We start from the raw sequence: 2,735 nt of genomic DNA on the forward strand, positions 1-2,735 counted from the left end.
CGTCGCAGCTGCCCTCGCCTTTCCGATCGCTAGCCATGCCCAGGAAACCACCTCTACCTTGACCCGTGCCCAGGTGCGCGCCGAACTCGTACAGATCGAAAAGGCCGGCTACCGCCCGGGTAATAACAATCCCCACTATCCGAACGACATTCAGGCAGCTGAGGCCAGGATCCGTGCACAGCGCAACACCGCCGCCAACGTCGAAAGCGGTATCGGTGGCGTCCAGGACGGCTCCACCGCATCGGGCCGCTCCACCGCCGTAACCGGCCTCGGTTCACTGTATGCGCATCCCTGAAGCATCCGCCGTCCGGCCGGAAAGCATCTGCACTCCCTGCCCGCCCCGGACGGCCACTTTCAGGCTGGACTAGCAAAAACCGTCACGCTTCAGACCGGCTACTACACCAGGTGTAGCGATCGCGTCCGACGAACAATCGAAGCAAGATCCTTCTTAGCCAACCGTCGCCCCCAACAAGGAGAAAGTTGTGATTACAGTTCAAACCCAAGGTCTTACGATGCCTCGCCTGGGATTCGGCACATTCCGCATGGCTGGCAACGAATGTCAACCTGTTGTCGAGAGCGCATTGGAGCTCGGCTATCGCCACATCGATACCGCAGAAATGTACGAGAACGAGGAGGCAGTGGGCGCGGCTATCGCGGCGTCAGGAATAGCGCGTTCCGCCCTTCACGTTACAACCAAGGTGTGGCACGACCACCTCGCGCCCGATGCGATCGGGCGATCGCTCGAAACAAGTCTTGAGAAACTTAGACTCGATTTCGTAGACCTGTACATGGTTCACTGGCCGTCAAGCAGCATGGATTTGCCGGCTGTACTTGAGACCATTCAGGGACTGCGCGAAGCAGGACTCACGCGGGCCGTCGGTGTATGCAATTTTAATATGCAGCTTCTGAAAGTCGTCTTGGAGGACATTGGAGCCCCAATTGCCTGTCATCAGGTGGAATACCACCCGTTCCTCGGACAGGAGGCGATGCTCACGTACCTGCGCGCCCAAGGCATACCATTGGTTGCATACGCGCCGCTCGCACAAGGTCGTGCGGCTAACGATCCTGTTCTCGTGCGCGTTGGTAAAAAGCACGGTGTCACCGCGGCTCAGGTCGCGATTGCATGGTTGCTCGACCAGCCAGGGGTGGTGGCTATTCCGAAAGCTCAACGCCGAGAGACTCAGAGAGCAAACCTGGATGCGCTTGACATCCGTCTGGATGATGCCGACAGAAAAGCCATCGCGGCTCTACCGAAGAATCAGCGGTTTGTGAACCCGCCATTCGCACCGCAATGGGATGTGTGACGCGGCCACCCGAACCTTGATCCCAGTCGTTTGGTCTCGTTGCCGAGATGTCGTCCAATTAATCGCCGCCGGAAGAGTGGGATCGCCATGCTCGATCGTACTATCGGCATGCAGGCGTTCGTACGTGTCGCAGCGCTCGGCGGACTGTCGGGGACAGTGCGTTCGCTGAACATATCGCCGACGCCTGCTTTCAAATCATTCCGGCCGCTGAAGGCGCGCAGGAAACGCGCTCTCCATGCTGCATGGACTACAAGGAATAGAGCGGCGCTTCACCCTTGATGGTCATCCATTGCCACTGCGTGAACTCCTCCCAGTTTGCCGGTCCGCCAATGCTCGTGCCATTGCCCGAGGCGCCGACACCTCCGAACGGATTGACAACATCGTCGCTAACCGTCTGGTCGTTGATATGCAGAAGCCCCGTGCGCAACCGCTCTGCGATCCGCAACCCGCGTCCGACGTTCGCCGTCACAACACCCATCGACAGTCCGTACTCGGTGCGGTTGGCCAGCGCGATCGCCTCATCATCGCTATCGAACGGCACCACGACGGTTAGGGTCCGAAGATCTCTTCGTTGAACGCCGGGTTATTCGGTGTAACGCCGCTCAACAGCGCGTGCGATAGCGTCGACTGTGTGAGTTCCAGCTCCATGGCCGCCCGGCTTAGATTCCGGTGACGCCAAACAGCGTCGAAGATACGTAAGAGATTGAGATCGAAGGCGGCCATATTTTGCTTCTTCCTGCACTTAAGGTTTTGAAACATAACAAAAACCTCATACCCCGAAGGTATGAAGAGGCCATTCTTTCAATAGATATATAAAAGATCAACGCAATCGTCTTTGTGCAATTTTTTCGAAACACACGGTGGCTCACAACATGATTCATTTTGGAGTGCCGCGCACGCCTCTCATTTTCAGCTAATTCACGGCGCATACGATTCGCTCGTCGGTGCACAGGTTCAAGTTCGAACCACCAGTCGGATGCGAAAAACGCGTTTGGCACGCATCGGACTGAAGCGACGATGCGGACCGCCGGCCCGACATGCGTCGCGCCACTCAAGGAGCACATCATGTTTGCCGCACTTTCAGAAAAACAGGGGTCGTTGTTCTCGACTACTCTCTACGACGAACGCGAAGAGTACCTGGCGTCATCGACCGATCTTGCGGATCTCGAACGCCGCATGCGTCATCTCGACAGCGGCGGTTATCCGTTCAGTCTGCATTCGAGCGTCATGCCGCGCGATAACGAACTGTGATCGATCAACGGACAAGGAGAACCGATATGCGTCACTATCAATGCGACAGCCCTGAAGCAGCAGCGCGCATCGTTGCGGCCTGCTTACTGTCGGACGGACACGTAAGCGCGGACGAGATTGAAGCGCTCGATCGCCAGGGCATCGAACAGCGATTGTCGTTGCACCCGCGTCAGTTTATGG

The 2,735-nt window shown here is 57.4% G+C and carries 3 protein-coding genes and 3 pseudogenes; 4 read left to right on the plus strand and 2 right to left on the minus strand.

From position 1 onward, the window contains the following. Nucleotides 1-295 (plus strand): DUF4148 domain-containing protein (locus JWR14_RS07055; protein WP_299703643.1); only part of this gene is annotated, 295 nt, incomplete at its 5' end. 187 nt (nt 296-482) lie between these two features. Further along, on the plus strand, nt 483-1,304 hold the full coding sequence (locus JWR14_RS07060) for an aldo/keto reductase (RefSeq protein WP_299703646.1): 822 nt from the start codon (nt 483-485) through the stop codon (nt 1,302-1,304). 247 nt (nt 1,305-1,551) lie between these two features. Here the strand turns inward: JWR14_RS07060 and JWR14_RS07065 are convergent. Together JWR14_RS07065 and JWR14_RS38520 are read right to left on the minus strand one after the other, a co-directional pair. Further along, nucleotides 1,552-1,913, minus strand: a pseudogene (locus JWR14_RS07065) (aldehyde dehydrogenase family protein); the annotation flags it as partial. A 45-nt stretch (nt 1,914-1,958) separates the two neighbouring features. Next, a pseudogene (locus JWR14_RS38520) lies at nt 1,959-2,063 on the minus strand (hypothetical protein); the annotation flags it as partial. Between the two features lie 306 nt (nt 2,064-2,369). Here JWR14_RS38520 and JWR14_RS07075 point away from each other — a divergent pair. Both JWR14_RS07075 and JWR14_RS07080 read left to right on the plus strand, forming a co-directional pair. Continuing rightward, a complete protein-coding gene (locus JWR14_RS07075) occupies nt 2,370-2,555 on the plus strand; it encodes a DUF3563 family protein (RefSeq protein ID WP_299703649.1) in 186 nt (61 codons plus the stop codon). 26 nt (nt 2,556-2,581) lie between these two features. Beyond that, nucleotides 2,582-2,735, plus strand: a pseudogene (locus JWR14_RS07080) (TerB family tellurite resistance protein); the annotation flags it as partial.

Source organism: Caballeronia sp., assembly GCF_028292365.1.
Lineage (GTDB): Bacteria > Pseudomonadota > Gammaproteobacteria > Burkholderiales > Burkholderiaceae > Caballeronia.